We start from the raw sequence: 2519 nt of genomic DNA on the forward strand, positions 1-2519 counted from the left end.
CCCCGTCGTCCTCGAGGACAGGGAGAAGCGAAAGGAGATAGCTGAGCTTCGCACTTTTAACCGCCACGGGATTCAGATCGACGCCGTACACCGTGTCCGTGATGACGTCCACGAGGGTGTCCGGTGCAAGTACGTCCTCCAACGCGTCCCGCTTCGCATCGATGCACGTAGCAAGGAAAATGCCCGAACCACACCCCGGGTCGAGGAATGTGTCCGACTCGAAATCATCGACGTCGAGTTCACCAACCGACAGTTCCGACACGCCCCTCGGTGTATAGTACTCGCCGAGTTGAAGGCGCATCTCGTGGGAGATGATGCTTTCGTAGAGTCCTCGGAGGAAGTCCGAATCCGTGTTCACCAGATCGACCTTTTCGAGGAACTCGTCGATGTTCCGCTCGATGGAGTCCGTGTCAATAATCGATTCGTGCAGGGACTGGAAGTTGAACGAGAGAGCGTCGGTGTTGTAGTTTGCCTCTTGGTTGACGACGCGGAAACCGAACTGCCGTTCGGCAAACTCAATGATCTGGTCAACGATAAAATCGTAGTACAGCGTGTCGATGAACAGACTCTCCCGAGGATTCTCGATATCAATCCCATTAAAGATGTCTCCATGGCTGTTGATGAAGAACTGCTCCCACTCGACCTGTGCCTCCTGAAGCACCTCGTTGGATGAAAGTTCGTCAGCTGCGTTCGACGTATAACGGTCATATAGGCGACTATTCCTGCCCCAAGTGCTGAAAACGGATGTTTGACCTGCCATTTTGAGAACCTCGTGGTGCGTTGGTACCTCTTTCCTCGTCATGGGTTATAAGCATTCGAGAACCCCCCGAGCCAGCGGCCTTGATGGAGGACCCATTATAAAGGACTGCTCCCGATTTCGAGCGTAGAATAACTACAAAACCCGATGTGGGAGACCATGTCCGAGTCAGCACCCTCGGTGAGTCCAAACCCGTCAAAACCGTCTACACGGTCGGTACGGCGAGGTAACCACCTCATTAAGCACGACATCGACGTGGAGACTGCTGACCGAAGGTCGACGAGGAGTAGTGGCGATGTTTTCATGTGCCCAGACAGTTTTACCAATGGCGAGATGAATATGATAGATGGTGCAACTCGGATTGGCGACCACGCGTGTTGGTGGGTAATGGTGGCACTGCCGACGTTTCTTTTGGATTAGAGACGAATTGTGTATAGTTCCGGGTGGATGACTATGTTGAACGGGAGTAACGCCGGCTGAACCACGACTACGAGCAGTTCGTGACCAACTGGATACTACAGATTGGGGGAGTTCCGGTGCATCGCGTCCCGAAGCGTCGAATCACGGAATTGGAGGTAGACCTGTGTTACGGACACGTCTTTATCACCCATGAGGTCGCGCAAAGTCACCACAACTGTCCCATTGCGTACGTGCCTGACGGCGAATCCGTGTCTGAGTGCGTGTGGCGTGATGCGTCGCCGCTCGTATCCATTCTGGTCGGTGTACATCACTGACTGAATTCCAGCGTTCTCTGCGGCCTCGGCGACAACAGCAGTCACCCGCTTCGGTGTGAGCTGCACACTGCTTCGCGAAGGGAAGAGGTAGTCTGACTCACTTGCGTAGAACACCGCATCGCGCTCGCTTCGAATCCACCTTCGGAGTGGGGCGCGCAACTTCGACCCAAACCAGAGAGGCCGACCGTCGTCGCTCTTGGCCGCTGGCACTTCCAGTTTGTTCTTTTCAAAATCTAGATGGCCGTACCTACCCTCGTCTGGTTGCTTAGGAGCAATTTTGATGTCGACCAGCTCCTTTCGCCGAAGCCCCAACCCGTACAGTATCTTGATTATGAGTTCGTTCCGGAACTTCGGTGTCGGAACATGTTCGATGAGTTGTTCGTACTCATTTTGCGTGGCGAAGACAACCCCACCGCGGGCAGCGGTCTCCTGTTGCTTTCGGGTTGTCCCCCGCAAGATGTACTTCATGATCTCGAAGGTATCGTGGTCAGCGGGATGTTGCTCAAGAACTCTCTTCTGGTGGACGAGCCAGCCTAGAAAGGTGCGCAGGTGGTTGTACCGGGTCTTGACTGTGGAGTCGGGATAGGTTCTGGCGAGGTAGGTGATGTGTGCATCGAGGTCTGTCCTGTACTACTTAGCAGTCCGATTCGGTGTACTGGTGCTGCCTGGCGCGACGCTGTACGGCGTGTGGAACGGGAAAGACGGCCGACACTGGCAACATGAAGAAATCGTTGTTGAACCGCGAAGCCCGACCGTGGAAGAAGCGTTGCAACGCGACCAACAGATTGTAGACGCATTCGACGAGTAACGCTCGAATCTAGCTGTAGAGTTCCTGAACGGCGCACGGTCATGTGGCACCCGGCGAACACTTTTCGGGGCTGTCCTCGTCGAGCAGTGTATGAATGCTGATCGTACACGCGGCGTGTTACTTGGGCTTGCCTGTGGGGACGCGCTTGGCCGGCCGGTCGAGTTCATGTCCGCCGAAGAAATTGCTGATGAGCACGGTCGACTAGACCACATGGTCGGGT

3 protein-coding genes are annotated in these 2519 nt (G+C 54.9%); 1 reads left to right on the forward strand and 2 read right to left on the reverse strand.

Features of this window, described 5'->3' with window-relative positions; translation table 11 throughout:
- Positions 1-661, reverse strand: a 661-nt coding sequence (locus AUR66_RS13370; RefSeq protein ID WP_197409789.1) for an N-6 DNA methylase, incomplete at its 3' end; no start/stop codon positions are given.
- A 611-nt stretch (positions 662-1272) separates the two neighbouring features.
- Positions 1273-1959: a tyrosine-type recombinase/integrase gene (locus tag AUR66_RS13375; protein WP_058572814.1), complete on the reverse strand. Its 687-nt coding sequence runs from the start codon at positions 1957-1959 to the stop codon at positions 1273-1275.
- Between the two features lie 430 nt (positions 1960-2389).
- Here AUR66_RS13375 and AUR66_RS21325 point away from each other — a divergent pair.
- The coding region (locus tag AUR66_RS21325; protein ID WP_197409790.1) for an ADP-ribosylglycohydrolase family protein at positions 2390-2519 on the forward strand (130 nt) is incomplete at its 3' end.

Origin of the sequence: Haloferax profundi (assembly GCF_001469865.1) — an archaeon.
In the GTDB taxonomy this organism is placed as follows: domain Archaea; phylum Halobacteriota; class Halobacteria; order Halobacteriales; family Haloferacaceae; genus Haloferax; species Haloferax profundi.

What these genes read in the sequence shown, in the direction of transcription:
- AUR66_RS13375 (WP_058572814.1), bottom strand. Translation starts at nt 1,959, where the DNA reads ATGAAGTACATCTTGCGGGGGACAACCCGAAAGCAACAGGAGACCGCT.